This window comes from Saccharopolyspora rosea (assembly GCF_025643595.1).
In the GTDB taxonomy this organism is placed as follows: Bacteria; Actinomycetota; Actinomycetes; order Mycobacteriales; family Pseudonocardiaceae; genus Saccharopolyspora; species Saccharopolyspora rosea.
On the sequence record NZ_CP102826.1, the window covers coordinates 2,115,051 to 2,118,878 of the forward strand.

Genomic DNA, 3,828 nt, shown 5'->3' on the forward strand with positions numbered 1-3,828 from the left:
GAATTCGCGGCGGGCGCCGCGGCCGCACCGATCCAGCTCCGGAGCTGGTGTGCTGTTCGCGCGGGGGTCGCGCCCCGCGAACCGAAGAACCGACACGGGAGGTCCGCCGAATGCCGAACCAGACGAAGCTGACGGCGCAGCAGCTCAACAGCATCTCCAAGCAGCACGACGACGTCGCCGACGGCGTCCGGGGCGAGCGAACCCGGCTCACCGGGGAGATCAACGCGCTGGTGGGCGGAAACCGGGGCGACATGATCCGGGAGCTGCAGAACACCCACACCGACTGGGACGCGCGTTGCCAGCAGGTCGAGAACAAGCTCCGCGAGATGGCCGCGATGATCCGGACGTCGGCCTCCCAGTACCAGGCCAGCGACGCGGACATCGCCGGGCGGGTCCGGCGGGCGGGAACCGATTCCGCTTCCGCTTCCGGTCTCTCCGGTTTCCTCGGCAACGGCGCGGGCCAGTAGTCGCGGCGATCGACCGCACCACACACGCAGGAGAGGACGAGCACGCATGGCCGACGAGATCCAGTACCAGTACCCGATCATCCAGTCCGGTGTGGACAAGATGCGCCAGGTCACCAGCCGCCTGGAGCAGGGCATCACGGAGATGGAGAACCAGACGAAGACGCTGCTGTCCGACTGGGACGCGCAGGCGGCGGAAGCCTACCGCGTCAAGGCCCAGGAGATCGCAGAGACGTTCCGGCAGATGAACCAGACGCTGACGAACGTGACGCAGGCGGTGGACGCCGGTGCGAACGACTTCAAGACGAAGGACGGCCAGCTCGCGCAGCAGTTCGAGTGATCGGCGATGGCGGACGAAGCAACGATGCGCATCGACGTCGTCGAGATGGGCAAGGTCGCGGCGGCGGTCGCCGGGATCGCCGACGAATGCGCCCGGTGCGCCGAACTCGGCGCGGTGGCCACGGCCGCCGGTGATCTCCCCGCGGGGCGGTGGTTGCAGGACCTCGTCGCCGAGCGGCGGGACGACTTCGTCGCGCACTGCCAGCGGCTCGAACGGACCTTCCGCGAGCTGTCGGTGCGCCTGAGCCGGTTCGCCTCGGACCTGCACCACACCGACCAGCACAACGGGGCCACCGTCGCGGCGCTGCGGCGGGAACTGGCCGACGGGATCGCGGACACCGCGCGCACCGCCGAGGTGTGAGGGAACTCCCGGCCCGGCGCGCGGGACGTGGGGCGGGCGAAGACAGGGAACGGACGGAAGGTGGACTCCAGATGACGTCCTCAGCGACCGGCCGGGATTCCCGTCCACCTGGTGGGGACGGGGCACCGGCCGATGTGGACGGTGCGGTGCGGGCGCTGGCGCAGGCCGACCCGCAGTCGTTCTACGACGCCGCGCAGCGCTTCGACCGCACCGCGGTGCGGCTGCGCACGGTGTCGGCGGACTTCCGGGGCAGGCTCCGACACCTCGAACAGGCGTGGCAGGGCGAGGGTTTCGAGGCGTTCTCGGCCGCGGCCGAGAAGTTGCTGCGCCGCATCGACCACAGCGTGGACGCGCTCGTCGAGCCCAGCTACGCGAACCTGCTGACCGAGCTGGGCGACGCGCTGGCGGAGGCCAAGCGCGACGTCGAGGACGTCCGCGCCCAGCGGGAGTCGGCGAGCTCGGCTCCGGACGCCGACCCGCAGGCGGCCCGGGCCGAGCAGGACGCCCGGGCGCAGGAGGTGCTGCGACGGCTCGGCAGCACCTACAGCAGCGTCGGCGGCAGGTTCCGCGCTCCGCCGGAGAACCCGGCCCTGCACCGCGGCGACCGGACGACGGCGCGGGCGGCCCGCGCGTCGCACGTCGCCGGGACGACCGGTGGTGCCGCGAGCGCAGCGGTGCGACCCGCAGGCGCTGCCGCCGACGGCGCCGCCTCGGCTGACGGCGCGCAGCACGGCGACGAACGGGGCGGCGCCGCCCTCGGCGCGGCCGGTCAGCAGCACGCCGCGCAACCGGACCAGTCGGCCACCGGTGTGGCGATGCCCGTGGAGGACGTCGAAGGAGCAGGCTCGATCTGGAGTTCGGTGCTGCCGACTTCGGCGTTGCCCGCCGCGGCGGTGATCGGCCGGGAGAAGCGCAAGCGGGACGAGAAGAAGCGCCGTCGCGACGAGGACCAGAACGCCTCGGAGCAGGACGAGCACGATTCCGAGGAATCCCAGGACGACTCCGGGAAGGAGCACGACTCGCAGGAGCGCCGTTCCGAGGGGTCCGGGGCGGAATCGCACCACCGGAAGTCGTCCCACCGGCACGGTGACGCGCACGAGCACGGCGCCACCGGCGACGAGGACGACGACTCCCGGGAGCAGGGGCACTCCGGAGACGACTCCGGGCGGCACTCCCACGGCCACCACAGGAAGGCGGAACGCGGACACGGCGACCAGGACGACGCGGACCGCACGTTCCACACGGAGTCCACTGAGGACGATGATGCGGGCGCGAGCGCCGCGGCGCAGGACGCCGTCGCAGACCCCGGGCCCGAGCGGATCCCCGACACCACTTCGGTCCCGGCCCCCGCCGCGCCCCCGTCGGCACCACCCGCACCGGCCGTCGCGGCGGGGCCCCCCGCCGCCGCGGCGGCGGGCGGCGGTGCTTCCGCGCTGCGCGCCCACCTGGGCGCGCCGGTGTCGACGGGCGGCGTGGCATCCGCACCGCCGACCGGGGTCCGCAGTGACGCCGGCACCCTGTCGGTCCCCTCGGAGCCCTCGGCGAGCCCGACGGCGCAACCGTCCACAGTATCCGGACAAGCCGCGGGAACCGCGCCGCAGAGCGGGATGCCGCCGATGAACCCCCGCACCATGGGCGGCCAACCCAACCAGCAGGAGACCGGCCACCAGGAGCGCGACCGCAACGTCGCCCAGCGCGAGGACCCCGGCACCTGGCAGGTCGGTGCCGGATCGGCCGGGGCGCTCGGTCGCGAGTCCCGGGAGGAGGGCGAGTCCCGATGAGTTCCGACGAGGCGCGGACACCGTTCGACCTGGGGCCGGCGCTGGAGGCGCTGGAGCAGCAGCAGGCCAGGATCGCCGAGTTCCAGCGGCAGATCGCCGAGACCACGACCCGGGTCGAGTCGTCCGATCACGCGGTGGCCATGGAGTTCGACGGCCAGGGCGAACCCCGCTCGATCCGGTTCCTCAACGAGTCCTACCGCACCATGGCGCCCGCCGAGCTCGCCGACGTCCTGCTGCGCACGCTGCGGGACGGGCGGGCTCGGAGCGCGCGGAAGATGCAGGAACTCATGCCGACCGACGCGCTCGGTGACGTCGACGTCGCCGGGATGATGACCGGCGACACCGACCTGTCGGACGTGCTCGGCCAGATCATGCGTCCAGCGCTGGAGAACCCGCTGGCGCCGCGCGGCGACCGCCGCACCGACGACGCCGATGACGGCTGGGACCGCAGCAGAACCGACTGAAAACCCGGGAGGACATGGCCATGGCCGACGAAACCTACCTCAACGCCCCCGGCGTCAAGGGCGACGCGGGCAAACTCGCCGACGCCGTGCACAGGTTCGAGAACGCCGTGCAGGAACTGCGCACCAAACTGGGCGACGAGCAGGGCTGCTGGGGCGACGACGAGATCGGCAAGTCCTTCGAGGAGAGCTACTCGCCCAGCTCGGCGTCCGAATTGGACGGTCTGGACAGGATCGCGCACAACCTCGGGCAGGTGGCCGAACAGGTGCTGCCGCAGTCCGTCGACGCGCTCCAGCAGCAGGACGAGATCAACGCCGAGAAGGTGCGGGCTGCCGGGACCGAACCCGAACAGTCCGGCGGCCAGTAGGCCGCCGCAGGAGCTTGGACGTCCGCCGGTCGCTGAATCCCGAGGAACGCGGTC

Annotated in this window: 6 protein-coding genes; all 6 read left to right on the plus strand. The window is 72.4% G+C overall.

The features are described 5' to 3' along the window. Positions 1–110 precede the first annotated feature (110 nt). The 6 genes from NV263_RS10215 to NV263_RS10240 all read left to right on the plus strand — a co-directional run bounded on the left by NV263_RS10215 (position 111) and on the right by NV263_RS10240 (position 3,774). Complete coding sequence (locus NV263_RS10215) at positions 111–467, plus strand: WXG100 family type VII secretion target (RefSeq protein ID WP_263252504.1); 357 nt, start codon at positions 111–113, stop codon at positions 465–467. Positions 468–513: 46 nt separating this feature from the next. Continuing rightward, on the plus strand, positions 514–804 hold the full coding sequence (locus NV263_RS10220) for a WXG100 family type VII secretion target (protein ID WP_263252506.1): 291 nt from the start codon (positions 514–516) through the stop codon (positions 802–804). Positions 805–810: 6 nt separating this feature from the next. Continuing rightward, positions 811–1,164 carry a hypothetical protein gene (locus NV263_RS10225; protein ID WP_263252508.1) on the plus strand — a complete coding sequence of 118 codons (354 nt, stop codon included), beginning with the start codon at positions 811–813 and terminating at the stop codon, positions 1,162–1,164. A gap of 71 nt (positions 1,165–1,235) precedes the next feature. Then, positions 1,236–2,945: a WXG100 family type VII secretion target gene (locus NV263_RS10230; RefSeq protein WP_263252510.1), complete on the plus strand. Its 1,710-nt coding sequence runs from the start codon at positions 1,236–1,238 to the stop codon at positions 2,943–2,945. Beyond that, positions 2,942–3,409, plus strand: a complete 468-nt coding sequence (locus NV263_RS10235; RefSeq protein WP_263252511.1) for a YbaB/EbfC family nucleoid-associated protein — start codon at positions 2,942–2,944, stop codon at positions 3,407–3,409. The genes NV263_RS10230 and NV263_RS10235 overlap by 4 nt, the downstream gene beginning before the upstream one ends. A 20-nt stretch (positions 3,410–3,429) precedes the next feature. After that, entirely contained in the window at positions 3,430–3,774 is a 345-nt protein-coding gene (locus NV263_RS10240) for a hypothetical protein (RefSeq protein ID WP_263252512.1), read from the plus strand. Positions 3,775–3,828: the final 54 nt, after the last annotated feature.